Genomic DNA, 23,422 nt, shown 5'->3' on the forward strand with positions numbered 1-23,422 from the left:
TCTCCTTCTTTCGGATTCCCGGGCCATTATACGACGAAACGGAGGGAGGAGCGTGTCGCACCGGGTCGAGTCGAACGTTGCATTTTGCCGGGCGCCCGTATGCTACAAACGGGGGATGACACCCGTGACCAGAGCCAGAAAACGGGATTTCACCCGCTCGGTCGTCTCCATCACTTCTTCGTGGGACAACGGTTGGTCCAGTATGCCCGCCGCCATGTTGCTGATGCAGGAAATGCCCAGCACGTCCAGCCCGCAGTGGCGCGCCGCGATCACTTCCGCCACCGTCGACATGCCGACGGCATCCGCGCCGAGCGCGCGCAGCATGCGGATCTCGGCGGGCGTCTCGTACGAAGGACCCAACAGGCCCGCGTAGACCCCTTCCCGTAGTTCGAGTCCCTGCTCCCGCGCCGTCTCCCGCGCGATCGCGCGCAGCCGGCGGCTGTAGGCTTCCGACATGTCCGGGAACCTGGGACCCAGCTCGTCGTCGTTCGGACCGACCAGCGGGTTGCGGCCGGTCAGGTTCAGGTGGTCGGTGATCAGCATCAGGTCGCCCGGCCGGTAGGACGTGTTGATGCCGCCCGCCGCATTCGTCACGACGAGCGTCCGCGCGCCGAGCGCCTTCATGACGCGGACCGGAAACGCCGTCAGCTCCGGGCCGTAGCCCTCGTACATATGGAACCTGCCGCGCATGATGACGACGTTCCGGCCGGCCAGCCGGCCGACGACGAGTTCGCCCGCATGGCCCTCCACGGTCGAAAGCGGAAAATGCGGGATGTCCCGGTACGGGATGACGGCGGCGTCTTCGACATGATCGGCGAGCACGCCGAGCCCGGAACCGAGGATCAGCGCGATCTCCGGCACGAGCGCCGCCCTGGACCGGATGAAGTCCGCGGCTTCGCGGATATGTGCAGCCGTCAGCGTCATGAATGCAACCTCCCGATTCGGTTTGAAAAGTTCCCCGTCCGAAGCGCCGGTTTCGCCTCGCCCCGCCGGGCCGGGTTCATCCCCGCCCCAGGCCGAGTTCGGCAAGAAAGCTCGTGCCGTGCGGCGGGTGCTCCACGCCGAACAGCTCGGCGATCGTCGCGGCGAGATCCGCGAACGTCGACCGGGTGCCGAGCGGACGGCCCCCCAGGCGCGGATTGTAGATGAGAAGCGGCACATATTCCCGCGTGTGGTCGGTGCCGTGGTGGACCGGATCGTTGCCGTGGTCGGCCGTGATGATGAGCAGCGCATCGTCCCCGGTCAGCCGCTTCAATTCCGGCACCGCGCGGTCGAATTCCTCCAGCGCCCGCGCGTATCCGTGCGGATCGCGCCGGTGGCCGTACAGCGAATCGAAGTCGACGAGATTCGTGAACACGATGCCGCGGCAAGGCTTCGCCATCAGCTCCAGCGTCCGGCCGATGCCGTCGGCGTTGCTCTTCGTCGGGAACGAGGCCGTAACCCCTTCCCCGCTGAAAATGTCGTTGATCTTGCCCACCGCCCACACGTCATACCCGGCATCCTTCAGCGCGTTCAGCACCGTCGGCCGCGGCGGCTTCACCGCGTAGTCGCGCCGGTTCGGCGTGCGCGTGAACGCGCCGGGCTTCCCGACGTACGGCCGGGCGATGACGCGGCCGACCGTGTACGGCTCCCGGAGCGTCAGCTCGCGCGCGATCTCGCACGCCCGGTACAGCTCGTCCGGCGGGATGACTTCCTCGTGCGCCGCGATCTGGAAGACGCTGTCGGCGGACGTGTAGACGATCCACGCCCCCGTGCGCATTTGCTCTTCACCGAGTTCCTCGATGATCGCGGTGCCGCTCGCCGGCTTGTTGCCGATGACCGGACGGCCCGTCCGTCTCTCGAACTCGCGGATGAGCTCCTCCGGAAAGCCGTCCGGGAACGTGCGGAACGGCACGGGAATGTGCAGGCCGGCGAGCTCCCAATGGCCGGTCATCGTGTCCTTGCCCGCAGACGTCTCGGCCATCTTTCCGTATGCCGCCTCCGGCGCCGGGTGCGGCTCCCAGCCGTCAATCGGCGCGATGTTGGCGAGGCCGAGCCGGCGCAGCTCGGGCAGATCGAAGCCCGGCACCGCCTCGGCAATGTGCCCGAGCGTGTGGGCGCCCGCATCGCCGAACGCGGGCGCATCGGGCAGCTCCCCGATGCCGACGCTGTCAAGCACGATCCAGGTTGCTCTCGTTACGTTCACGGATCCGTGACACTCCCCCGAATGCACGATTGGATTCCGCGGGTCCTTTGGCCGGGCGATCCCCGTCAGCGCGCCCGCGGATGGGCCGATTCGTAGACCGATTTCAGGCTCGGACGCCGGAGCTGCGCGTACATGCGGGTCGCGGCAATGTCCTTGTGCCCGAGCATTTCCTGCACGGCGCGCAGGTCCGCCCCGCCCGCGACGAGATGCGCCGCGAACGCGTGGCGCAAACTGTGCGGGCTCACCCCGTCCAGGCCGGAAGACGCCGCATGCTTCTTCAGCAGCTTCCAGAATCCCTGCCGCGTCAGGCGCCCGCCGCGCCGGCTCAGAAACAGCGCGCGCTCCGGCTTGTCCGGCCGGGCGAGATGCGGCCGGCCTTCGCGCAAATACCGTCCGACCGCCTCCGCGGCCGCCTTGCCGAGCGGAATGAACCGCTCCCTTCCGCCCGGCCCGGCGCAGCGGACAAAGCCGAGCCGGAGGTCGACGTCCTCGACGTCCAGCCCGATCAGCTCGCCCGCGCGGATGCCGGTCGCGTACAGGAGCTCCAGCATCGCCCGGTCGCGCAGCCCGGACGGGTTCCGCTCGTCCGGCGTCTCCAGCAGCCGGGCCGTCTCCTGCTCCGACAGGATGCGCGGCGGTTTGCGCTCCGGCTTCGGCGGCCGGACATGGGCCGCCGGATCCATGCCGATCGCCTTCAGTTCGGAAGCGGCGTACCGGAAGAACGCGCGGATGCCGGACGCCGCGCGGGCGACGCTCGCCGGCGCCCGGCCCGCCTCCCTCAGCCCGGTCAGATACGCCGCGATGTGGCGCGGCTCCACCCGGGCGGCCTCCTCGATGCCCTGCGCCCGCATCGCGGCGACGAACGCCTTCAGATCGCGGGCGTACGATTCCGCCGTCGATCGGGAGAACTGCCGCGCCTCGCCGAGATGCGCGGCGAATCGCTGCGCAAGTTCCGCAAGATCCGGCACGACCCGCTCACCTCCTTCTCGGTCGGGCTCCGGAGCCCGATCCTGGCATGCCTCAACCGCCGGCCAGCCAGAACAGGCGCAGGCGGTCAAGGAAAGACGGCTCCGCACCGCCTTCCGGTTCTCCCGCGAACGCCAGCGCCGGCCTGTCCGGAGACGCACCGGGCGTTTCCGGAAGCCCGATCCAGCCCGCGAAAGGCCGGAGCACCTCCGCGATCGCAAGCGTCAGCGCCAGGAACAACGCGATGAACAGCAATCGGCGCAGCGCACGGCGCAGCGACAGCACCAATGCGCGGATCACCTCCGTGTACCCGCGGGACGGGCCGATGCTGCCAACATTCTATGCCGGGCCCGGGGCAGGCAGTACCGCCGGGCGCACCGGATGAAGGGCGCCGGCACCGTCCGGCGAACAGTTGTCCCTGCCTGACGCAAAAAACTCCCGAACGGCCCGATGGGGTCCCCGTCCGGGAGCTCTGGCTGCGGTCTATTCGTCGGATTCGCGGGATTCGCGGCAGCGGCGGCAGATCCCCTGGAAATCGAGGCGATGGTCGATGACATGGAAGCCGTATTCCTTCTCCAGCCGCTCTTCGAGCGGAATGAGCCAGTCCTCCATGATCTCCTCCATCGAACCGCACTGCACGCAAATCAAATGATGATGGTGGTGCTTGGAGCTGTCCGTCCGCAAATCGTAGCGGGCAACGCCGTCTCCGAAGTTCAGTTTCTCGACGACGTGCAGCTCGCTCAAGAGTTCCAGCGTCCGGTACACGGTCGCAAGACCGATCTCGGGCGCGATCTCCTTCACGAGCAGGAACACTTCTTCCGCGCTGAGATGGTCTTCCTCGTTCTCCAGCAGCACGCGAACGGTCGCCTCCCGCTGCGGGGTCAGTTTGTAGCCCTGCGACTGGAGCTGTTGTTTGATTTTCTCGAGCCGGGCCTCCATGCGCTCCCCTCCGCGTTCGGCAACCTGCGAACCAACAATCATTATCCAATCATTATAAATCATTATAGAAGCAGGCCCGAAAGAAAGTCAAACGAATCCGTCACGCCGTCAACGGTCAGGATGCGATCAGCGGCGCCGCCCAGACGATCAGCTTCGGCGCGGCCCACGCCTCGACGAACGCGCCGCCCGCGCACGCGACCAGCATCGCGAGCGAGAACGACGTGTGGACGACGAGCGGCTCGCGCAGGCTGCCGGACGGCTGCAGGAGCCGGTACCGGAAGACGTGAAGCGCGAACGCGACGGACGAGGCGCCCGCGAGCAGCAACGCCGGGAGCGCCAGCAGATTGCCGGGAACCATCGCCGCGAGGGCGAACAGCATCCCCTTCCATCCGTGCGTCTGGACGAGCACGCCGAGGGAGAATCCGATCAGCATTCCTTTGAGAAAAAGAACGAACAGCACGACAGGCGCCCCGACCACCGTGACGCCGAGCAGCCAGACGGCCAGCAGCCATTTCGCGTGGTGCATGAGCCGCTCGCGCAGCGCGTCCCCCGCCTCCGGAAGCTGTCCGGCTTCGGCCGACATCGCGTACAGCTCCAGGTCGGAGGCGAGATTGTCCCGCTGATCGAGCGTCAGCGTCCGGCTCGCGAGCGCCCCGAAGGCGACGCCCGCCGCCGCAAGCACCGCGAGGAATACAAGCAGCGTCCGCCGGTCCGTCGGCGGACGGAAGCCGATTTGTGCGTCCATCGCCGCCCTCCCGTTCCCGGCCCGGGGACATCCGGGCCCAGGACATGATGGTTCATTTCTATGTCCGGGGCCGGACGGGTATGCCGCGGCCGGACGGCACGTCCGAAGCCGCTCAGCAGGAGAGCGCCCTGCCGTAGCGCCCGCCGCCGCCCGCCTCGAGCCGCAGCCTTCCTTCGCGGGCGGCGAGGATCAGCGCGGCCGTCTTCTCGCCGGCCGCTTCGGCCAGCGCTTCGGGCGGAGCTTCGTGCAGCACGTTCATCTCCGTGCCGAAGCGGTCAAGCAGCCGCCCGAGCAGCTTCGGTCCGACGCCGGGGATGAATTCGAGCGGCACCTGGCAGATATACGGGGGCCTTGCGGCCTCGGCGGGAGGCTGCTCCCGCCCCGCGAGGCGGCCGAGGGCGCGCACCCGGTCGGCCACGCCGCGGATCAGCTTCGCCGCCCCGCACAGCGGGCAGCGCGCGGCGGGACCGGCGAGGATCGCCGCTTCGGCTTCCCGTTCGTCCAGCGTCGTGCCGCAGCCCGCGCAATGCGTCCGGTGGTATTTGCCGAGGCGCGGGTCCAGTCCGTAGTTCGCCGCGATCCTTCGGCCATCCTCCCCGTGCAGCGCCTTGCGGAGCTCGTCGAACGACGGCTCGGCGACGAGGAGCGCGTTGTATTCCCGTCCGATCCGGGCGAGCGAATGGGCGTCCGAGTTCGTCAGAAACGCGTACCGGTCCAGCTCGGGCACGAAGCCGGCCATCGCCGTGTCCGCGCTGAGCCCCAGCTCGACCGCGTCCACGAGCTCCGGGTCGAGCACGTCCGACAGCCGGTCCGCGCAGCTTCCGTACAGGCTGCGGTGCGGCGTGAAAATGTGGGCGGGAACGAACAGCCCGCCCCGCGCGGCCACCTCGAGCTGCAGCTCGCGTCCGCTTGCCCGGACGCGCTGCGAGCTGAGCGCGACATTCGTCATCCGCTTCGCGAGCCACCGGGTGAACGAGCGCATCGCGTCGAAATCGCGCAGGAAGACCAGGTGATGCGCCGGCCCGCGGCCGGGCTCCATCACCTCGATCTCCGCGCCGAGCAGGAGCGTCACGTCCCGGTAGCAGATGCCGCCGCCGGGCGCCTCCTCCATCTCGCCGCGGTCGAGCAACTCCGCGATGTCCCGCTGCACGCCGGGCGAATGGGCGTCGATCACGCCGAGCAGCCGGATGCCCTTGCGATGCACGGCCTCATGGGCGATGTTCCGGAACGTGAGCGCCCGGCTGGCGCTGATCTTTACCGGTTCGCCGCGGCCGGTCGAGCCGATGTGCAGATGGAGGTCGGCGAAAATGCGGCGAAGGCCCGCCTCCGGAACGGCTTGATTCGCTGCAGTTCCCATGTCACGCGAACGACCCGGTCAGCCGGAACAGCCGCCACGCCTGGACCGCGATGATCGTCTTCGCGTCGCCGATCCGGCCCTCGCGGATGTACCGGTCGGCCTGTTCGAGCGTGATCGCGTCCACGTTCAGCAGCTCGTCCTCGTCCGGCTTGCGATTTCCCCGCGTGAGATCGTATGCCGCATACAGATACAGCTTCTCGTCGGCGAAGCCCGGAGACGTGTAGAAGCTGCCGATGAGTTCGAGCCGCCCCGCACGCCAGCCGGTCTCCTCCTCGAGCTCCCGCCCCGCCGTCACCATCGGGTCCTCGCCGGGCTCGAGCTTGCCCGCCGGAATCTCGACCAGCGTCCGGCCGAGCGGCTTCCGGTATTGCTCGACGACAATCAGCCGGTCGTCCCGGATCGCGAGCACCGCGGCCGCGCCCGGATGCCTCACGATCTCCCGCGTCGTCGTCTTCCCGTCCGGAAGTTCGACCGTGTCCACCTGCACCGTGATGATCCGGCCGCTGAAAATCGGCTTCGTCTCGATGGTGCGCTCGGGCTCCGGCCTTCCCATCTCTCCACTCCCGAATGGCATCCTTCACCCGCTCCCCCGGTGTGATATCTTGTCCGCTCCGTGCATAGGATGGGACATGCCCGATCCGAAACGGAGGTTGCGATTGCGATGAAACAGTACAACGACCCCAACGGCATCCGCCTCGTCGGCAAGGCGTGGGAGATCCGCCACCGGCTGCGCGTCCTCGCCGACGGGCGGAAGAAGCTGGCCGACTACGTCCGCCGGCACGGCGCAAGAACCGGCGGAAAATGACCCGGATGCTTGCCGGCAGCCCCGGCCCGGTCGCGCCGCGTTCTCAGGGCCGGGCCTCGAACCGGACCAGGGCGGCCGGCGGCGACGTCGGCCGTTCGCTGCCGCCCTTCGGCTCGGCGCTCAGCGAGATCATCTCGGCGTCCGGCAGCAACATCGAACGGACGTGCAGATGGGCGACGCCGTCGAAGAGCTTCAGGATGCCGAGGCTGTCCGCGTGCGGTCCGCGCATCGCCCAGGCCTGATAGTCGACCTGATCCGTGTCGGGAAGCCCGTACAGATAGAACAGCGCCTCCCGTGCGTCGCCGCTCAGCCAGATGTAGCCTTCGCCCGCCATCCCGAAGATGCGGACGACCCGGAATTGCGTCGTGTCCGGATCGGCCAGGACGGGCACGGCATCCGGCTCCCGCTGAAGGAGGTATTCGCCCGGCAGCGCATGCATCGCGTTCGGTGCGGCGCCCCGGATCGGATCAACGGAGACGCCGGCGCGCAGGAGAAAGCCGGCGGTCAGCAGCACGGTGGCAGCGCAGACCGCGAGCACCGGACGGCGCAGCCTGCGGCGCAGGCCGACCGCGCGCACCGCCCTCCGGAGCGCGCGGCGCCGCCGCTCCGGAAGCGGCGATGCGGCCGGCCCGCCATCCGCGGGCCCGAGCAGCCGCATCCACTCGTCGCGGCGTTCCGCGCAAGCGGCGCACAGCGAGGCGTGCGCCTCCATCCCGGACGCTTCCCGCGCGTCGAGATGCCCGAGGGCGTAATCCGCCCACTCGCGGTCCGCGTAGCCGAAGGAGCAACGGCCGGGGACGAAGCCGTCATTCCCCGTCATGCGGCGTTCCCCCTTCCCCGCCGGCGATCCAGCCGCGGACGGCCATCTGCTTGCGCAGGTTGGCGAGGCCGCCGCGAATCCACGATTTCACCGTGCCGAGCGGCACATTCCACTCGTCGGCCAATTCCCGCTGCGTTTTCTCGCTGTAAAAGGCGTTCGCCAGCGCGCGCCGCTGCCGGCTCGGCAATGCGGCGAACGCTTCCCGGACCGCCGCCCGCTGGAAGCGGAGAACGACCAGGTCCTCCGGAGCCGCCGCGGTCTCGATTTCCGGGATCCGCGCGCCGGACGCGTGCGTGCTCCCCTGCAGGGCGCGCCGGGCCCGACGCCGCCTGTCCAGCGCGCGGCTGCGCGTCAGGACCGCCAGCCAGCTCTCGATCGACCCCCGCGAACGGTCGAATTTCCTGCCGGATCTGAGCACCTCGAGGAACACGTCATGGCAAAGGTCTTCCGCCTCCATCCGGTCTTCCATCATCCGGAGGGCGATCTGCATGACCAGCGGCGCATACCGTTCGTAGAACCGGTCGAACGCTTCGACGGAGCCGGCGCACATCGCTTCGAGCACCGCCGCCATGTCGTCTCCCCGTCTGTCCAATCCGCATCCTCCCCACCGACAGTGGTCTCTCCCGGATATTTTAACAGATGCGTGCAAGCGTCGAAAGCCGGACGTTCCTCCGGAACCCGATGCAGGATTTGAAAAAAAAACCTGAAGCGCATTAATCCGTCCGCCGTGCCCGTTCGTAATGTAAGCGGAAGCATCATTCCGACCATCATCGGTGAAGGGGGAATCAAAAGCATGCTTGCCGCATGCCGCAACTTCTTGACCAGGCTGGGGCTGGCCGCCCTGATCGCGGCCGGAGCCGCCGCAGCTTCGGCGGTACCGGTGAAGGCCGCCGATACGTTCGAACTCTACACCACCTACGTCAACCTGTCGGCGCCGCCCGGCGAGACGATCACGTACTCGGTCGAGGCGATCAACCGCAGCGACAGGACGCAGATTTTCCCGATCCGTCTGGAGACGACGGCTTCCAACTGGGAATACAAGATCACGTCCGGCGGCCGCACGGTGAACGAAATCGCCGTCAAGCCGGACGATTCGGAGACGTTCAACGTCCAGATCGAAGTGCCGCTTGAAGTGAACAAGGGGACCTACCGGTTCACGGTCGTCGCCGGCGACCTGGCCCGCCTGCCGCTCGTGATCAACGTGACCGAGCAGGGCACCTACGCGTCGGAATGGACGGCGGAACAGGCGAACATGGAGGGCCACGCGGACGACACCTTCACGTTCTCGACGGAGCTGCACAACCGGACGGCCGAAGAACAGACCTATGCGCTGAGCGCGGCCGTGCAGCCGGGCTGGGACGTCCGCTTCATGGTCAGCGGCGACAGCGTCCGCTCCGTGACGGTCGAGCCGAACGCAAAGAAGACGATCTCCGTGCAGGTCATCCCGCCGCAATCAGTGGAAGCCGGCACGTATCAGATTCCGATCGCCGCGACGAACAACGCGACGCAGGCCGATGCGACGCTCGAGGTCGTCATCACCGGCACGTACGGCATCGATCTGACGACGGCCGACGAACGGCTGAACGCGCGCGTGAAGGCCGGCGGCGAACGGAAGATCGACCTCGTCATCAAGAACACCGGCACGGCGAAACTCGAGGATGTCAGCCTGTCGTCGAATGCACCGATCGACTGGGAAGTGTCGTTCGAACCGTCCAAGATCACGTCCATCGAGCCGGGCGAAACGGCAACCGTCCAGGCGACGATCAAGTCGTCGGAGAAGGCGCTGGCCGGTGACTACGAAGTCGACATCACCGCTAGTTCGGCGCAGAAATCGGACACGATCGCACTGCGCGTCGCGGTGCAATCTTCCACGCTGTGGGGCTGGATCGGCATCCTGATCGTCATCGCCGTCGCGGGAGGCGTCTACTACCTGTATCGCAAGTACGGGAGGCGGTAAACGTGGTCGCGCTCAGCGAAGAACGCGAGCCGGTCATCGAACTCAGAGGGCTTACGAAGATGTACGGTGAGCTCGCGGCCGTCAACCGCCTCGATCTGACGATCTGGCGCGGCGAAGTGTTCGGCCTGCTCGGTCCGAACGGCGCCGGCAAGACGACGACGATCCTGATGATGCTCGGCCTGACCGAGCCGACCTCGGGTTCGGCCCGCGTGCTCGGCCTCGACCCGACCCGGAATCCGCTGCAGATCAAGCGCCGCGTCGGCTACATGCCCGATGACATCGGCTTCTACGAGGACCGGACCGCCGTCGACAATCTCGTCTTCACGGCCCGGCTGAACCGGATCCCGCCGGCCGAAGCCGAGGCCCGCGCGCGCGAACTGCTCAAGCGCGTCGGCCTCGCCGAAGCCGCCGACCAGAAGGTCGGCACCTTCTCCCGCGGGATGCGGCAGCGGCTCGGCCTTGCCGACGTGCTGATCAAGCGTCCCGAGATCATCATCCTCGACGAGCCGACGCTCGGCATCGACCCGGAAGGGGTGCGCGAGCTGCTGGAGCTGATCACGCGCCTGAGCCGCGAGGACCGAATCACGGTGCTGCTTTCGTCCCACCATCTGCACCAGGTGCAGCAGGTGTGCGACCGCGTCGGCCTGTTCGTCAAGGGCCGCCTCATCGCCTGCGGCGACATCGAGTCGCTCTCGAGACAGCTCGATGAGGACGGCACGGTCACGGTCGAGCTCGAGCTCGAATCCTGGCCGGACGGTCTGGACGAAAAGCTGCGCGGCATCGGGGGAGTCCTGTCCGTGAAGCGCGGCGAAGGGGGCAAGGCCTCGGTCGTCTGCAGCGCGGATCTGACCGCGGACATCGCGCAGGCCGCCGTCGGCAGCGGCGGGCGGCTCGTCGCCATCAGCCGCCGGAAATACGGGCTGGACGACATCTACCACCGCTATTTCGAAGGAGGGGAAGCCCGTGGCGCTTGACGTCAAATCGCTCCTCGGACGCATCGCGCGCCGCAGGGACGCCGACGGCGCGGCCGGTTCGGAGCAAGCGCGGGATGCGGCGATCTCTCCTTTCTGGATCATCGTGCAGAAGGAATTCAGCGACCACATCCGGAGCTGGCGGTTCACGATTCTGCTCGCGCTCATCTTCCTGGCGTGCATCGGCTCGATCTTTTCCGCCGTGTCCGCGATCCGCGGCGGCAAGCTGAATGACGATCTGAATTTCCTGTTCCTGCAAATCTTCACGATTTCGGACGGAACGTGGCCGAACTTCATCACGTTCGTGACGTTCCTCGGCCCGCTGATGGGGATCGCGCTGGGGTTCGACGCCGTCAACTCGGAACGGAACCGCGGCACGCTGAGCCGGCTCATGTCGCAGCCGATCTACCGGGACGACTTCATTCTGGCGAAGTTCACGGCCTCGCTGCTCCTTGTGACGGTCGTCATCTTCGCCCTCGGGCTGCTCGTGGCGGGGCTCGGCCTGTTCGCGATCGGCTATCCGCCGACGCCGGAGGAGTTCTGGCGCATCTTCTTCTTCCTCGTGCTCGCGGTGTTCTACGTCGGGTTCTGGCTCAACCTGTCGATCCTGTTCTCGATCCGGTTCCGCCAGGCCGCGACCTCCGCGCTCTCGAGCCTGGCGCTCTGGATCTTCTTCACCGTCTTCTACGGGCTGGTCCTGAACCTGATCTCGAACGCGATCGCGCCTTCGTCGGACGCCGGGGTGCAGCGGATCATCAACTACCAGCAGACGATGCTGTGGCTGAACCGCCTGTCGCCGGCCGAACTGTTCTCCGAGGCGACGACGACGCTGCTGACGCCGAACGTCCGGACGCTCGGTCCGTTCACGCTCGAGCAGATCTACCTCGCGATCGCGAGCCCGCTGCCGCTCGGTCAGAGTCTGCTGCTCGTCTGGCCGCATTTCACCGGGCTCATCGCCGCGACGGTCATCTGCTTCGGCATCTCGTACGTGATGTTCATGCGCCAGGAAATCCGTTCGCGCTCGTGATCCGAATCCGGAATCCGGCGTCAACCATAAGCGAAGGCCGGCCGGGATCGCTCCCGGACCGGCCTTCCTTTGTTCCGGACAAACCTGTTTGGGTGAGGCACGCCTGCTCCTGAATGAGGCAAGCCCGCCTCAGCCTTTCAGTCCCGCGGCCTGGCGGATGATCTCGACGACGAGCTCCGCCGTCTTGACCAGATTGTCGACGTGGATCCGCTCGCGCGTCGTATGGATCTCCTCATAGCCGACCGCGAGGTTGACGGTCGGCACGCCGTGACCGTTGAAGATGTTCGCGTCGCTGCCGCCTCCCGAATGGAACGTGCGCGGCTTCAATCCGACCGCCTCGATCGCCCGGACGGCAAGCTTCACGACCGGATCCTCCTCCGTATACCGGAACGCCGGATAGAGGATCTCGCTTTCGAATTCCGCCCGCGCACCGAACTCCGCCGCCGCCTCCTCGAGCGCCCGGCGCATCGCCTCCACCTGACGGTCCAGCTTCGCCCGGTCGAGGCTGCGCGCCTCGGCTTCGAGCCGGACGAAATCGCAGACGATGTTCGTCGCGCCGCCGCCCTCGAACCGGCCGATGTTGGCGGTCGTCTCGTGGTCGATCCGGCCGAGCGGCATGCGCGCGATCGCCTTCGCGGCCACCTGGATCGCGCTGATGCCGTCCTCGGGATTGACGCCGGCATGCGCCGACTTGCCGTGCACCTTCATCGTGATCTTCGCCTGGGTCGGCGCCGCGACGGCGATGTCGCCGACTTCGCCGTTCGAGTCCAGCGCGTAGCCGAACGCCGCCTTCAGCCGGCTCCCGTCCATCGCCCGGGCGCCGTTCAGCCCGGCTTCCTCGCCGACCGTGATGACGAACTGGACCGGACCGTGCGGGATTCCGCGCTCGCGGACCACCCGGATCGCTTCGAGCATCGCCGCGAGTCCCGCCTTGTCGTCGCTGCCGAGGATCGTCGTGCCGTCGCTGCGGATGTAGCCGTCGTCGTCCAGCCGCGGTTTGACGCCGCGGCCCGGCGCGACGGTGTCCATGTGCGACGTGAAGAAGATGACCGGCGCATCCGGAGCTCCGTCGGCCTCCAGCATCGCGAACAGGTTGCCCGCGCCGTGCCCCGTCTTCGCCGCGGCGTCGTCTTCCTCGACCGCAAGGCCGAGCGCGGCGAACTTCGCCTTGAGCGCGCGGCCGATCTCCTGCTCATGCCCGGTCTCGCTGTCGATCCGGACGAGTTCCATAAACTCGTCGATCAGTCGTTGTCGATCGATCATCGCTTTCCACCCGTCTTTCGTATCGGATACAATAGAAGCGTGCAATCAGCCTGGCGAAAGGAGCGTGCAACCCGCCATGATCAACGGCAAATGGGTCCGGATCACGGCCATCGTGGTCGTCGCCGCGATGCTGCTCTCAACCATCGTCGCCGGCATCGGCTTCTTCTTCTATTAAAGGGCCGGCGGTCCTGCCGAACACGCGGCAGAAGTGCGGCACGATCTCCCGCGCCGCCCGATCCGGCGGCATCGGCATTCCCGCCACGTCCTCGAAGCTCGTGACGCCGTATTCGCGGATGCCGCACGGAATGATGCCCGCAAAGCCTTCCTTCCCGATCCCCGCGCGCAGGTTCAGCGCGAAGCCGTGGCTCGTGATGAAGCCGCGGCGGGAGCGCGCCTTGTTGAACTTGACGCCGATCGCCGCGATCTTCTCTTCCCCGACCCACACGCCGGTGTACCCTTCCTTGCGGCCGGCCGCGATGCCGTAATCGGCCAGCCACTCGATGATGACCTGCTCGAGGCTGCGCAGATAACCGTGCAGGTCGAGCGTCGCCGGATCGAGATAGAGCAGCGGGTAGCCGACGAGCTGCCCCGGACCGTGGTAGGTGATGTCGCCTCCGCGATCGATCTCGAACACCCGGATGCCCCGCGCCTTCAGCTCCTCTTCGCCGAGCAGGAGATGTTCCGGATGCTTCTGCGAACCGATCGTGTAGGTCGGCGGATGCTGCAAAAGCAGGAGCGTCTCCGGCCCTTCGCCGCGGTCGATGCTCCGCACGATCTCCTTTTGCCGCTCCCACGCCTCGGCGTAGGCGATCATCGGGATATAGCGGATGTCGAGCGGTGCTGCGTTCGTCCCGTTCATGGCGCGCCCCTCAGTACAGCGTGGTGTTTTCGATGCTGAAGCTTTCGAGGTTCTCTTTTACCCGCTGCAGGAAACGCCCGCAGATGACGCCGTCCAGGATGCGGTGGTCGAGCGACAGGCACAGATTCACCATCGAACGGATCGCAATCATGTCGCCGATGACGACGGGCCGCTTCACGATCGACTCGAACGTGATGAGCGCCGCCTGCGGATAGTTGATGATCGGCTGCGACAGGATCGATCCGAACGAGCCCGTGTTGTTGACGGTGAACGTGCCGCCCTGCATGTCGCTGAGCGACAGCCGGCCTTCCCGCGTCCTGCGCGCGAGCTCGTCGATCTCGCGGGCCAACCCGGCGATGTTCTTCTGGTCGGCGTTCTTGATGACCGGCGTCCAGACGCCCTCCTCCGTGCCGACCGCAAGCGAGATGTTGATGTCGCGCTTGACGATGATCTTGTCGACCGCCCACACCGAGTTCATGATCGGGTAGTCCTTGATTGCGTTGATGACCGCCTTCAGGAAGAACGCGAGATAGGTCAGGTTGATTCCTTCGCGTCTTTTGAACTCGTCCTTCAGTTTGTTGCGCAATGCGACGAGGTTCGTCACGTCCGCCTCGATCATCATCCAGGCGTGCGGAATCTCGGTGACGCTCTGCCGCATGCGGGTCGCGATCGTGTGCCGGAGCGGCGTCACGTCGATGAAATATTCGTTGCTCCCCGGTTCCGCCGGCTCGACCTCGATGGCCGGCAGCTTCGGCTCCTCGGTGAGGTGCAGCCCGGAAGACCGGACCGGCATCCGGACCGGATCGTCCGCCGGCGGGCTGTCCCGGCGTCCGGACGCGCGGCCGGACGCGATGTAATGCAGCACGTCCTTGCGCGTGATGCGGCCGCCGAGGCCGGTTCCCCGGATCTCGGACAGATTGACGCCGTGTTCGGCGGCGAGCCGCTGCACCGCCGGCGAGTAGCGGGCGCGCATGGGCTCGGCGTCCGGAGCGGCCGGCGGCTCCTCCCGCGAAGGCTCCGTCTCCCGCCGATCCGCCGCGGAACGGTCTTCCCCGCCCGCCGCCGCGGTCTCGACGAGGCAGATCGGCGCGCCGACGTTCACGGTCTCGCCTTCGCCCGCCAAAATTTTGACCAGCCTGCCGCTCACGGTCGAAGGCAGCTCCGCATTCACCTTGTCCGTGTTGATCTCGCAGATCGGCTCGTACAGCTCGATCGTGTCTCCCGGCTGCTTGAGCCAGCGCTCGATCGTCGCGGACACCAGCGATTCCGCGAGCTGCGGCATCAAGATTTCCCGAAGACCTTGCCTCACGTTCTCAACCCCTCCCGACCTCTAATAAAGCGCCAGGTGCCGCATCGCATCCCGCAACTTCTCGCGATTCAGCATGAAATGCTTCTCGCCGGGCGCGTTGATCGGCATCGCCGGCACGTCCGGTCCGCACAGCCGCATGATCGGGGCGTCCAGCTCGTACAGCAGCTCCTCGGCGATGATCGCCGCCACTTCGGCGCCGACACCGCCCGTCTTGTTGTCCTCGTGGACGATCAGCACCTTGCCCGTGCGGCGGACCGCCTCGAGGATCGCCTCCTTGTCGAGCGGCTGCAGCGTGCGGAGATCGAGAATGTGGGCCGAGATGCCCTCCGCCTCCAGATCCTCGGCCGCCTGCAGCGCGAAATGAAGCGGCAGGCTGTAGCCGATCACCGTGATGTCGTCGCCTTCGCGCAGCACGTTCGCCCTGCCGATCGGCACGATGTAGTCGTCCTCCGGCACCTCGCCGGATACGAGCCGGTAGCATTTCTTGTGCTCGAAGTAGAGCACGGGGTCCGGGTCCCGCACGGCGGCCTTCAGCAGCCCCTTCGCGTCGTAGGCGGTGTACGGCGCGACGATCTTGAGGCCGGGCGTGCCGAAGAAGACCGATTCGACGCACTGCGAATGGTACAATCCGCCGAACACGCCGCCGCCGATCGGGGCGCGGATGACGACCGGGCAGGACCAGTCGCCCGCCGAACGGTAGCGGATCTTCGACGCCTCGCTGATGATCTGGTTCGCCGCGGGGAAGATGAAATCCGCGTACTGGATCTCGGCGATCGGCTTCAGGCCGTACATGGCGGCCCCGATCGCCGCCCCGGCGATCACCGATTCCGACAGCGGCGTATCGAGCACCCGCTCCGGCCCGAACTTCTCGAGCAGCCCCTTCGTCGTCGTGAAGACGCCGCCCTTGTAGCCGACGTCCTCGCCGAGAATGAACACGTTCTCGTCGCGGGCCATCTCCTCCTCCATCGCCAGCCGGATCGCGTCGATGTAGTACATGACCGCCATGTTACCGCCCTCCTTCCGCGTCTTCGGCGTAGACGTGGCGCATGATCGACTCCGGCGGCGGGAAGGGCGCCCGGTCCGCGTATTCGGTCGCCTCGTCGAGCATTTGCCGGATGTGCTCCTCGAGCGACCGGTCCAGCTCCTCGTTCCACAGACCGCAGTCGATCAGATATTGGCGGTATCGCGGCAAACCGTCCTTCGCGCGGTGCTCCTCGATCTCTTCCTTCGTCCGGTAGGCCAGATCGTTGTCGGAGGTCGAATGCGGCGACAGCCGGTACATCATCGCCTCGATCAGCGTCGGGCCTTCCCCCGCGACGGCCCTCGCCCGCGCTTCCTTGACGACCCGGTACACCTCGAGCGGATCGTTGCCGTCGACCCGCACGCCGGGAAATCCGTAGCCGATCGCCCGGTCGCAGATCCGCCCGGCCACCTGCCGCTCGACCGGCACCGATATCGCGTATTGGTTGTTCTCGCACATGAAGATGACGGGCAGCTTGTGCACTCCCGCGAAATTGCAGCCTTCGTGGAAATCGCCCTGGTTGCTCGAGCCCTCTCCGAACGTCACGAACGCCACGCCGGGCTTGCGCTTCAGCTTGAGCGCATAGGCGATGCCGACCGCATGCGGCACCTGGGTCGTCACCGGGCTGGAATGGGTGACGATGCGAAGCCTCCTGCAGCCGAAATGCCCGGCCATCTGCCGGCCGGCGCTGTTCGGATCCTCTTCCTTCGAAAACAGGCACAGCATCAGCTCGCGGAGCGTCATGCCGACCGCCAGCACGAAGCCGTAATCGCGGTAATAGGGCAGGAACCAGTCCTGCTCCCGGTCCAGCGCGAAGGCGGCCGCCACCTGCGCGGCCTCCTGTCCGATCCCCGAGATGTGAAAATGGATCTTGCCGGCCCGCTGGAGAAGCAGCGCCCGTTCGTCGTAGCGCCTTGCCATCAGCATCGTCGCGTACATCTGCACCGCTTCGTCGTCCGTAAGTCCGAGCTCGCGGTGGCGGAACGAACGCTCAATCCCGGTATTGGCCATGCATTGCCTCCTTCTCCCGGCTGTGGCGAGCCGCCCGTTCGAGGTCAGCTCTTAACACCAGGTACTAAATACAGGATGCATTCATTATACCCTGTTTTCCCTGAAAAAGAAATGAACCGGACGCACCGGAATTCCCCGGAATTTCGGGTCAAAACGACAGGGATGCGCCGTCGATCGCCAGCATCGCCTCGCCGAGCGTCTCCGACAGCGACGGATGCGGACGGATGAGCTGGCCGGACTCCCATACGGAAGCGTTCAGCAGATCCGCAAGACCCGCTTCGGACAGCAGCTCCGTCACGTGCGGACCGATCATGTGAACGCCGAGGATGTCGCCGGTTTTCCGGTCGGCGATCACCTTCACGAAGCCGTCCGTTTCGCCCTCCACGACCGCCTTGCCGCTCGCCCGGAACGGGATCCGGCTCGTCTTCACGTCGTGGCCGCGGGACATCGCCTGGCTCTCCGTCCAGCCGATCGAGGCCACCTCCGGCCGCGAATAGACGCAGCGCGGGATGCGGTGCGGCTGGATCGGCTCCGGATCGAGGCCCGCGATATGCTCGGCCGCGATCACCCCTTCGCGCGCCGCCGCATGCGCGAGCTGCACGCCGCCGATGCAATCGCCGACCGCGTAGATGTGCGGTTCGGCCGTCCGGCAATGCTTGTCCACCGCGATGAATCCGTCCTTCACCGCCACATCGGTCGCCTCGAGGCCGATGCCGTCGACGTTCGCCGTCCGTCCGACCGCGACGAGCATCCGCTCGGCGTACAGCGCGACCGTCCCCTCGCCGGTTTCGACCTTGACCGACAAGCCGCCTTCTTCGGGCGCGAACGTGTCCGGCAGCAGCTTCGCCGACGTGAGCACGCGCACGCCGCGCCGCCGGAGCAGCCGCTCCATCTCGGCGGAGACGTCGGCGTCCTCGCCCGGCAGCAGCCGCGACGCCGCTTCGACGATCGTCACGTCCACGCCGAAGTCGTTCATCATCGACGCCCATTCAATGCCGATGACGCCGCCGCCGACGATCAGGAGGTCCTTCGGCAGCGTCTCCATGTTCAGCGCGTCGTCGCTGCTCAGCACGCGGACGCCGTCGAAGGGCAGTCCATTAAGCTCGCGCGGGCGCGATCCGGTCGCGATCACGAGCTGCTGCGGCACGACCGTCTCGGTCTCGCCAACTTCCAGTTCAACCGCGACCGAGCCGCTGCGCGGCGAAAAGATGGACGGTCCGATGATCCGTCCCCGGCCGCGGACGACTTCGATGTTGTACTTCTTCATGAGCGACTGCAGGCCGCGGGAGAGCTGCTCGACGACGGCGCGCTTCCGCTCCAGGACCAGATCGTAGCGCAGCTCCGGCTCGCCGCCCACGGCCACGCCGTAGCGCGCGGCTTCCTTCACCGTTCGGAACACTTCCGCGCTCCTGAGGAGCGCCTTGCTCGGAATGCAGCCCCGGTTCAGGCAGACGCCGCCGAGCCGGTCCTGCTCGATGATGACGACCTTCCGGCCGAGCTGGGCGGCGCGGATCGCGGCCGAGTAGCCGCCGGGCCCGCCGCCGAGCACCGCAACATCCGCTTGGATGGCCATGTCCATTCTCCTTTATCCGCTTGATCCGCATATCAGGTGTTTGGCAGCGAACGCCAATCTCACAAGTTCTATTTTACCTTCGCCGATGCCGGGATAACAGACCCGTTCGGCACCGTTGGACAACGAAGGCGCTTTCGCGGTATGATACAAGGGAGGAAGTGTCGCGCCGCACGCTGCTGGAGGAAGGATGGTAGAAGCATGAGACTCGTCATCTCGCGATTCATCGCCGTGCTGCTGCTGGTCATTCCCGGCATCGGGGCGGCCTACGGTTTCCTGCAGATCAAGAACACCCTGTTCAATTATCTGGCTTCCTTCGGTCCGGACGGTGCCGTACCGGACTTCGACTGGCTGCGGTTCATCTTCGGCCTCGTCCTGTTCCTGGGAGGTGTCGGCTTCATCGGCGGCTGGATCTTCTTCCGCGACCGGAAACGCAACTACGTCGCCCCGCGCTTCCGCAAGAAGCGTCCCCGTCCGCCGAAGCCCGTCCGCCGCCCGGACAACGAACTTTCCTGAAACGAACGCCGCATCCGGCCCGGTGCCGTTGCGGCGTTTCGCATGATGGCCGGCAACCCGGAAGGGGATGCAACATCGGCTGCCGCCATCGCCATCCGGCCATGAAAAAGGACCGGTCGGAACATCCGGCTGACCGCCCTCGACGCTCCTCAGCGCTTCACCGCGATCGTTGAAGGCATGGCGCGTCGCCCGCCGTCCGGCAGCGCGTCCGCCTGGCCCTACCCGATGCGCAGCGCCCGCCCGCGGCAACCTTCACGGCGTTTCCGGAATCCGCAGGCCGCTCCAGCCGTCCACTTCGCACTGGCCGTGCGAATTGTCCCCGACAGCGACGACGGTTCCGTCCGCGCGCAGCCCGACGGTGTGGGCGCAGCCCGCCGCGATCGCCACGATCCCGCGCCAGCGGCCCACCTCGCATTGGCCGAAACGATTGTCGCCGGCGGTGACGACGGTTCCGTCCGCGCGGAGTCCGACCATGTGCAGGCTGCCCGCCGCGATCGCCACGATGTCCCGCCAGCCGTCCACTCCGCATTGGCCGGCATGGTTGCTGCCCGCCGCGGTCACGGTTCCGTCCGCCCGCAGCCCGACCGAATGCAGATAGCCCGCCGCGACCGCCACAATGTCCCGCCATTCGTCCACCCGGCACTGGCGGTGGCGGTTGTTGCCCGTCCAAGCGACCGTGCCGTCCGCGCGAAGGCCGAGCGTATGCCAGTCACCCGCCGCGATCGCGACGATATCGCGCCAACCGTCCGTCTCGCATTCGCCTTCCAGGTTCCGGCCGACCGCGACGACCGATCCGTCCGCGCGCAACCCGACGGTCCGGCACCAACCCGCGGCGATCGCCACGATGTCCCGCCAATCTCCCGTCTCGCACTGGCCGTGCCGATTCCAGCCCGCCGCGACCACGGTGCCGTCCGCGCGCAGTCCGACGGTGTGCGCGTTGCCGGTGTTCGCCGCCATGTGGACGTTTCCAGCGGCGACCGACACGATGCCGTGCCAGCCGTCCACCGCGCACTGGCCGAGCCGGTTGTCCCCGGCCGCCACCACCGTGCCGTCGGCCTTCAGTCCGACGGTATGCCGCCTGCCCGCCGCCAGGACGCTATGACGCATTTCCGGTAACAAAATCCTCATCCCGTACCGCGTCCGCTTCCCTCCATCTCCGCCAGCAACCGCTCCAACACTTTCGCCACTCCGTCGCGATCACGGGTGTCCGTGATCGCGCAGTCCATTCTTTTGGCGCGCAAAGGATCGTTCATCCTTTCCCCGAGATGACAAAAACGTTGAAAGCTTCATGCATGATGAAACCAGCTTTGCGCAAGTCTATGGGAAATTCCCCCGAAACGTTCAATAGAAATTCAAACAAAACGCCCCTGCCATTGGTTCTCTTCCAACCAATAAACAGGGGGAATTCGTCGGAACGGATGTTCAAGGATGGTTGGCCTCGCCAATGTCGTTCGGTCTCGTTGAAACATTCCCGCGATTCCGCAATCCCTTGTCCCTTGAGCCTTACGACACCTTGTGCTCGATCCGCAGTTTGTCGGCCACCATCGCGATGAATTCGCTGTTCGTCGGCTTCGACTTGCTCATGTTCACCGTGTAGCCGAAGAGATGCGAGATCGACTCGATGTTGCCGCGCGTCCAGGCGACCTCGATCGCGTGCCGGATCGCGCGCTCGACGCGAGACGGCGTCGTCTTGAACTTCTCGGCGATGGCCGGATAGAGCGTTTTCGTGATGGCGCCGAGGATCTCGATATTGTTGTACACCATCGTGATCGCTTCGCGCAGATATTGATAGCCCTTGATGTGGGCGGGAACGCCGATCTCGTGGATGATGCTCGTGATGTTCGCGTCGAGGTTCTTGCTCTTCGACATCGGCACGACGCCGGACGATTTCTGCAGCATCGAGCCGTAGCTTCCGGACGGCGCGAGCGCCGGCTGGTTCACCAGCTGCCGGATCCGGTTCGCGAGGATTTCCATGTCGAAGGGCTTCAGTATGTAGTACGACGCGCCGAGTTGTACCGCCTTCTGCGTGATGTTCTCCTGGCCGAAGGCCGTCAGCATGATGATTTTCGGCATCGGATTCAGATTCATGTCGCGCAGCCTTTCCAATACGCCAAGGCCGTCGAGGTGTGGCATGATGATGTCCAGGATGAGGACGTCCGGCGCCTTGCGCGATTCCTCCAGCAGCCGAAGCACTTCTTCGCCGTTGTAGGCTACGCCCGTGACGGTCATGTCGCTCTGTTCCGAGATGTACTCGGAGAGCAGGTTGATGAATTCACGGTTGTCGTCTGCCAGCAACACTTCAATTTTCTGCAAGGTGTGAGGCCTCCTTACTTGCAATGGATTCGCGATTGGAAGGCGAGGATTCCTCCCCGGCATAATACCGATTCGACACAGGGAAGAAAATTCCTTCCCGATCCAAAATTTTTCTTTACAAATTTTCTTGTAATGAATATAATAATTTAATTTTCAAAATTCTCCCCATTTCTGGATCGTTCGACATTTTTCGACATTCCGGTTCCCGAAAATCGGATGGAACGGACGAAAGCTTAGGGCGTCAACCCGCCTTAAGCTTTCGTTGCTCCCGGGCCGGCAGAATGCCGGCGTCTTCGAGCATCCATTCGATATAGCAGGCGTAACCCGACGACGGGTCGTTGACGAACACGTGGGTGACGGCGCCGACCAGCTTGCCGTTCTGGATGATGGGACTTCCGGACATGCCCTGCACGATGCCGCCCGTGCGCTTCAGCAGCTTCTCGTCGGTGATCCGGATGATCATGCCCTTCGTCGCCGGTTCGGTCTGGCGCATCGCGCGCGTGATCATGATATCGAATTTCTCCACCTTTTCGCCGTCGACCACCGTCAGGATATGCGCGGGTCCTTCCTTCACCTCGTCCGCGAACGCGACCGGTATCGCCTTGTTGTCATAGTACGGCGTCGGCAGTTCGCTCATTCGTCCGAAAATGCCGAACGGCGTGTTGCGCTCGACGGTGCCGAGCACTTTTCCCTCCTTGACGAAATGCGCCCTTTTCTCGCCGGGTTCGCCGCTGGAGCTCTTGTTGATCGACGTGACGCTCGATTGCACGATCTGCCCTTCTCCGACCCGGATCGGCGCCTGCGTGTCCATGTCCGTGATGATGTGTCCGAGGGCGCCGTATACGCCGTGTTCCGGCGCGTAGAACGTCAGCGTGCCCACGCCGGCCGCGGAATCCCGGATGTACAGGCCGAGCCGCCAGGCCCGGTCTTCCGCGTCATAGACCGGCTTCAGCTCCTTCATGAACCGTTCGTCTCCGCGCTCGATCACCAGCTTCAGCGTTCCGCCTTCCCTCCCGGCCTTTTCGACCATCTTGGCCATCTGGCCCACTTCCCTGAGCCTGACGCCGTTCGCGCTCTTGATCAGATCGCCGAGGCGGATGCCGGCCGATTGGGCGGGCGACACCTTCCCGCCGTCTTCCGTCTTCACCTGGTGATGACCGACGACCATGATGCCGTCCGATTTCACCTTGACGCCGATCGTCTGACCGCCGGGAATGACCTTCAGTTCGGGGACGACGTTCAAGGCAACCGTCTTGATAGGAATCGTACCGAATAATTTCAGTTGCAGCCTGGCGGTGCCGTCCGCCAGCGGCCTGATCGACAGCGGCTTGCGCATGTCAACCCGGACCGGACGGCCGCCCGAACCGTTGATGTCGACGATGGACGGATCGACCGTGATGTCGGCGTGGACCGGCAACGTGTAGTCAAGCTGCCGCTGCTGGCCGAGGAACAGCTTCAGTTCGCCCGGGAAGGCAGCGTAATGGCGGAACGGGGCGGAAAATCCGGCGGAGCCGACCAGCATCGCGAGCAACAGACCGAACCAACGGATCCGTGCGCTGCCATTCAATGGATTCACGCTCCTTCGGGGGAATCGGGATGAACGGCGGACGGGATGCGCATGCGCATAGCAAAAAAGCCGTCGATGAACCACCGGTCGGCTGCCGGCGGTTCTCGCGGCTTCGTGTCGGCGCGGGCGCTGTCCCGGGGTCCGCCCGATGCGATGGAAGCCGCGGAAGCTGTCGCTCCCGTGTCTTGTGGATCGCCCTGTCGGCGTACCCTTAAGGTATC

25 protein-coding genes are annotated in these 23,422 nt (G+C 65.9%); 6 read left to right on the forward strand and 19 right to left on the reverse strand.

Translation table 11 applies throughout. The features are described 5' to 3' along the window. Positions 1–102: 102 nt before the first annotated feature. From A9Z00_RS03280 to A9Z00_RS03315, 8 genes are all read right to left on the reverse strand, one after another. Positions 103–924, reverse strand: coding sequence for a purine-nucleoside phosphorylase (locus A9Z00_RS03280; RefSeq protein ID WP_296974289.1), 822 nt, complete (start codon positions 922–924; stop codon positions 103–105). 76 nt (positions 925–1,000) lie between these two features. Further along, positions 1,001–2,185, reverse strand: a complete 1,185-nt coding sequence (locus tag A9Z00_RS03285) for a phosphopentomutase (RefSeq protein WP_296974291.1) — start codon at positions 2,183–2,185, stop codon at positions 1,001–1,003. A 65-nt stretch (positions 2,186–2,250) separates the two neighbouring features. Beyond that, complete coding sequence (locus A9Z00_RS03290) at positions 2,251–3,153, reverse strand: tyrosine recombinase (RefSeq protein WP_296974294.1); 903 nt, start codon at positions 3,151–3,153, stop codon at positions 2,251–2,253. Between the two features lie 52 nt (positions 3,154–3,205). Beyond that, a complete protein-coding gene (locus tag A9Z00_RS03295; protein WP_296974296.1) occupies positions 3,206–3,451 on the reverse strand; it encodes a DUF4227 family protein in 246 nt (81 codons plus the stop codon). A gap of 183 nt (positions 3,452–3,634) precedes the next feature. After that, positions 3,635–4,090 carry a ferric iron uptake transcriptional regulator gene (gene fur, locus A9Z00_RS03300; RefSeq protein WP_296974299.1) on the reverse strand — a complete coding sequence of 152 codons (456 nt, stop codon included), beginning with the start codon at positions 4,088–4,090 and terminating at the stop codon, positions 3,635–3,637. Between the two features lie 115 nt (positions 4,091–4,205). Next, positions 4,206–4,835 (reverse strand): stage II sporulation protein M, encoded by a 630-nt coding sequence (gene spoIIM / locus A9Z00_RS03305; protein WP_296974305.1) that lies wholly within the window; start codon positions 4,833–4,835, stop codon positions 4,206–4,208. A gap of 112 nt (positions 4,836–4,947) precedes the next feature. Continuing rightward, positions 4,948–6,192 carry an endonuclease Q family protein gene (locus A9Z00_RS03310; RefSeq protein WP_296974308.1) on the reverse strand — a complete coding sequence of 415 codons (1,245 nt, stop codon included), beginning with the start codon at positions 6,190–6,192 and terminating at the stop codon, positions 4,948–4,950. A gap of 1 nt (position 6,193) precedes the next feature. After that, a complete protein-coding gene (locus A9Z00_RS03315; protein ID WP_296974311.1) occupies positions 6,194–6,745 on the reverse strand; it encodes an NUDIX domain-containing protein in 552 nt (183 codons plus the stop codon). Positions 6,746–6,853: 108 nt separating this feature from the next. Between A9Z00_RS03315 and mciZ the strand changes: the two genes are divergently transcribed. Further along, positions 6,854–6,997 carry a Z-ring formation inhibitor MciZ gene (gene mciZ / locus A9Z00_RS03320; protein WP_296974314.1) on the forward strand — a complete coding sequence of 48 codons (144 nt, stop codon included), beginning with the start codon at positions 6,854–6,856 and terminating at the stop codon, positions 6,995–6,997. Between the two features lie 43 nt (positions 6,998–7,040). Here mciZ and A9Z00_RS03325 read toward each other — a convergent pair whose 3' ends face one another. Together A9Z00_RS03325 and A9Z00_RS03330 are read right to left on the reverse strand one after the other, a co-directional pair. Beyond that, positions 7,041–7,817: an anti-sigma factor gene (locus tag A9Z00_RS03325; protein WP_296974317.1), complete on the reverse strand. Its 777-nt coding sequence runs from the start codon at positions 7,815–7,817 to the stop codon at positions 7,041–7,043. Further along, entirely contained in the window at positions 7,804–8,409 is a 606-nt protein-coding gene (locus A9Z00_RS03330) for a sigma-70 family RNA polymerase sigma factor (RefSeq protein WP_296974319.1), read from the reverse strand. The genes A9Z00_RS03325 and A9Z00_RS03330 overlap by 14 nt, the downstream gene beginning before the upstream one ends. 201 nt (positions 8,410–8,610) lie before the next feature. Between A9Z00_RS03330 and A9Z00_RS03335 the strand changes: the two genes are divergently transcribed. The 3 genes from A9Z00_RS03335 to A9Z00_RS03345 are packed head-to-tail and all read left to right on the forward strand — an operon-like array spanning position 8,611 to position 11,772. Beyond that, entirely contained in the window at positions 8,611–9,774 is a 1,164-nt protein-coding gene (locus A9Z00_RS03335; RefSeq protein WP_296974321.1) for a COG1470 family protein, read from the forward strand. A gap of 59 nt (positions 9,775–9,833) precedes the next feature. Continuing rightward, positions 9,834–10,748, forward strand: a complete 915-nt coding sequence (locus A9Z00_RS03340; protein WP_296974736.1) for an ABC transporter ATP-binding protein — start codon at positions 9,834–9,836, stop codon at positions 10,746–10,748. Continuing rightward, positions 10,738–11,772, forward strand: coding sequence for an ABC transporter permease (locus A9Z00_RS03345; RefSeq protein ID WP_296974323.1), 1,035 nt, complete (start codon positions 10,738–10,740; stop codon positions 11,770–11,772). The genes A9Z00_RS03340 and A9Z00_RS03345 overlap by 11 nt, the downstream gene beginning before the upstream one ends. A 129-nt stretch (positions 11,773–11,901) precedes the next feature. Here the strand turns inward: A9Z00_RS03345 and A9Z00_RS03350 are convergent, their stop codons facing one another. Then, entirely contained in the window at positions 11,902–13,035 is a 1,134-nt protein-coding gene (locus tag A9Z00_RS03350; protein ID WP_296974326.1) for a M20/M25/M40 family metallo-hydrolase, read from the reverse strand. A gap of 76 nt (positions 13,036–13,111) precedes the next feature. Between A9Z00_RS03350 and prli42 the strand changes: the two genes are divergently transcribed. After that, complete coding sequence (gene prli42, locus A9Z00_RS03355) at positions 13,112–13,210, forward strand: stressosome-associated protein Prli42 (protein WP_296974329.1); 99 nt, start codon at positions 13,112–13,114, stop codon at positions 13,208–13,210. Here prli42 and lipB read toward each other — a convergent pair. The 5 genes from lipB to lpdA all read right to left on the reverse strand — a co-directional run bounded on the left by lipB (position 13,172) and on the right by lpdA (position 18,808). Then, positions 13,172–13,894, reverse strand: coding sequence for a lipoyl(octanoyl) transferase LipB (gene lipB / locus A9Z00_RS03360; RefSeq protein ID WP_296974330.1), 723 nt, complete (start codon positions 13,892–13,894; stop codon positions 13,172–13,174). The genes prli42 and lipB overlap by 39 nt on opposite strands. Before the next feature lie 10 nt (positions 13,895–13,904). Beyond that, complete coding sequence (locus A9Z00_RS03365) at positions 13,905–15,176, reverse strand: dihydrolipoamide acetyltransferase family protein (RefSeq protein ID WP_296974737.1); 1,272 nt, start codon at positions 15,174–15,176, stop codon at positions 13,905–13,907. Positions 15,177–15,224: 48 nt separating this feature from the next. Continuing rightward, positions 15,225–16,208, reverse strand: coding sequence for an alpha-ketoacid dehydrogenase subunit beta (locus A9Z00_RS03370; RefSeq protein WP_296974332.1), 984 nt, complete (start codon positions 16,206–16,208; stop codon positions 15,225–15,227). A 1-nt stretch (position 16,209) separates the two neighbouring features. Then, on the reverse strand, positions 16,210–17,235 hold the full coding sequence (locus tag A9Z00_RS03375; protein WP_296974335.1) for a thiamine pyrophosphate-dependent dehydrogenase E1 component subunit alpha: 1,026 nt from the start codon (positions 17,233–17,235) through the stop codon (positions 16,210–16,212). A 148-nt stretch (positions 17,236–17,383) separates the two neighbouring features. Continuing rightward, on the reverse strand, positions 17,384–18,808 hold the full coding sequence (gene lpdA / locus A9Z00_RS03380; protein WP_296974338.1) for a dihydrolipoyl dehydrogenase: 1,425 nt from the start codon (positions 18,806–18,808) through the stop codon (positions 17,384–17,386). A gap of 198 nt (positions 18,809–19,006) precedes the next feature. Here lpdA and A9Z00_RS03385 point away from each other — a divergent pair, with 198 nt between their 5' ends. After that, on the forward strand, positions 19,007–19,321 hold the full coding sequence (locus tag A9Z00_RS03385; protein ID WP_296974341.1) for a DUF2627 domain-containing protein: 315 nt from the start codon (positions 19,007–19,009) through the stop codon (positions 19,319–19,321). Between the two features lie 252 nt (positions 19,322–19,573). Here A9Z00_RS03385 and A9Z00_RS03390 read toward each other — a convergent pair whose 3' ends face one another. The 3 genes from A9Z00_RS03390 to spoIVB form a co-directional block, all read right to left on the reverse strand. Next, positions 19,574–20,428, reverse strand: a complete 855-nt coding sequence (locus A9Z00_RS03390; RefSeq protein WP_296974343.1) for an RCC1 domain-containing protein — start codon at positions 20,426–20,428, stop codon at positions 19,574–19,576. Positions 20,429–20,824: 396 nt separating this feature from the next. Further along, positions 20,825–21,634 (reverse strand): sporulation transcription factor Spo0A, encoded by an 810-nt coding sequence (gene spo0A, locus A9Z00_RS03395; RefSeq protein WP_296974345.1) that lies wholly within the window; start codon positions 21,632–21,634, stop codon positions 20,825–20,827. Between the two features lie 241 nt (positions 21,635–21,875). Beyond that, the gene (gene spoIVB / locus A9Z00_RS03400; protein WP_296974346.1) at positions 21,876–23,201 is read right to left on the reverse strand and encodes a SpoIVB peptidase; all 1,326 of its coding nucleotides are present in this window, start codon (positions 23,199–23,201) and stop codon (positions 21,876–21,878) included. Between the last annotated feature and the right edge of the window lie 221 nt (positions 23,202–23,422).

This window comes from Thermobacillus sp. ZCTH02-B1 (assembly GCF_002159085.1).
In the GTDB taxonomy this organism is placed as follows: Bacteria; Bacillota; Bacilli; order Paenibacillales; family Paenibacillaceae; genus Thermobacillus.

Excerpts from the sequence above, each read along its gene's own strand:
- A9Z00_RS03315 (WP_296974311.1), bottom strand. The coding sequence starts at position 6,745 with ATGGGAAGGCCGGAGCCCGAGCGCACCATCGAGACGAAGCCGATTTTC.
- A9Z00_RS03325 (WP_296974317.1), bottom strand. The coding sequence starts at position 7,817 with ATGACGGGGAATGACGGCTTCGTCCCCGGCCGTTGCTCCTTCGGCTAC.
- A9Z00_RS03350 (WP_296974326.1), bottom strand. The coding sequence starts at position 13,035 with ATGATCGATCGACAACGACTGATCGACGAGTTTATGGAACTCGTCCGG.
- prli42 (WP_296974329.1), top strand. The coding sequence starts at position 13,112 with ATGATCAACGGCAAATGGGTCCGGATCACGGCCATCGTGGTCGTCGCC.
- A9Z00_RS03335 (WP_296974321.1), top strand. The coding sequence starts at position 8,611 with ATGCTTGCCGCATGCCGCAACTTCTTGACCAGGCTGGGGCTGGCCGCC.
- A9Z00_RS03375 (WP_296974335.1), bottom strand. The coding sequence starts at position 17,235 with ATGGCCAATACCGGGATTGAGCGTTCGTTCCGCCACCGCGAGCTCGGA.
- mciZ (WP_296974314.1), top strand. The coding sequence starts at position 6,854 with ATGAAACAGTACAACGACCCCAACGGCATCCGCCTCGTCGGCAAGGCG.
- A9Z00_RS03385 (WP_296974341.1), top strand. The coding sequence starts at position 19,007 with ATGAGACTCGTCATCTCGCGATTCATCGCCGTGCTGCTGCTGGTCATT.
- A9Z00_RS03280 (WP_296974289.1), bottom strand. The coding sequence starts at position 924 with ATGACGCTGACGGCTGCACATATCCGCGAAGCCGCGGACTTCATCCGG.
- A9Z00_RS03370 (WP_296974332.1), bottom strand. The coding sequence starts at position 16,208 with ATGGCGGTCATGTACTACATCGACGCGATCCGGCTGGCGATGGAGGAG.
- lipB (WP_296974330.1), bottom strand. The coding sequence starts at position 13,894 with ATGAACGGGACGAACGCAGCACCGCTCGACATCCGCTATATCCCGATG.
- spoIIM (WP_296974305.1), bottom strand. The coding sequence starts at position 4,835 with ATGGACGCACAAATCGGCTTCCGTCCGCCGACGGACCGGCGGACGCTG.
- fur (WP_296974299.1), bottom strand. The coding sequence starts at position 4,090 with ATGGAGGCCCGGCTCGAGAAAATCAAACAACAGCTCCAGTCGCAGGGC.
- A9Z00_RS03340 (WP_296974736.1), top strand. The coding sequence starts at position 9,834 with ATGTACGGTGAGCTCGCGGCCGTCAACCGCCTCGATCTGACGATCTGG.
- A9Z00_RS03310 (WP_296974308.1), bottom strand. The coding sequence starts at position 6,192 with ATGGGAACTGCAGCGAATCAAGCCGTTCCGGAGGCGGGCCTTCGCCGC.
- A9Z00_RS03365 (WP_296974737.1), bottom strand. The coding sequence starts at position 15,176 with ATGCCGCAGCTCGCGGAATCGCTGGTGTCCGCGACGATCGAGCGCTGG.
- lpdA (WP_296974338.1), bottom strand. The coding sequence starts at position 18,808 with ATGGCCATCCAAGCGGATGTTGCGGTGCTCGGCGGCGGGCCCGGCGGC.
- A9Z00_RS03390 (WP_296974343.1), bottom strand. The coding sequence starts at position 20,428 with ATGCGTCATAGCGTCCTGGCGGCGGGCAGGCGGCATACCGTCGGACTG.